This window comes from Patiriisocius sp. 208BN25-11 (assembly GCF_058147145.1).
This window is the reverse complement of the sequence record NZ_JBYVJY010000201.1, coordinates 1-203: the sequence shown is the minus strand read 5'-3', so window position 1 is coordinate 203 and position 203 is coordinate 1. Positions and strand designations below refer to the sequence as shown.

The 203-nt window shown below is 43.3% G+C and carries 1 protein-coding gene; it reads left to right on the top strand.

Annotated features, from left to right (window positions below; genetic code table 11):
- Window positions 1-203 (top strand): hypothetical protein (locus ACY2RS_RS16130; protein WP_490099655.1); only part of this gene is annotated, 203 nt, incomplete at both ends.

Below are 203 nucleotides of genomic sequence, written 5' to 3'. Positions count from 1 at the left end.
TACACAATTTGTGAGAACAACAACCCAACCAACTGTGATACAGCCACAGCTACTGTAGTAGTAGAGGCACCAGTAATTGATGCTGTGGATGATGACTTCAGCGCAGATCCAGTCAATGGTGAAGATGGTGGAACGGTACCAAACTCAAATGTATATGATAATGATACGTTGAATGGTGATCCAGTAGATCCAGCGGATGTTAC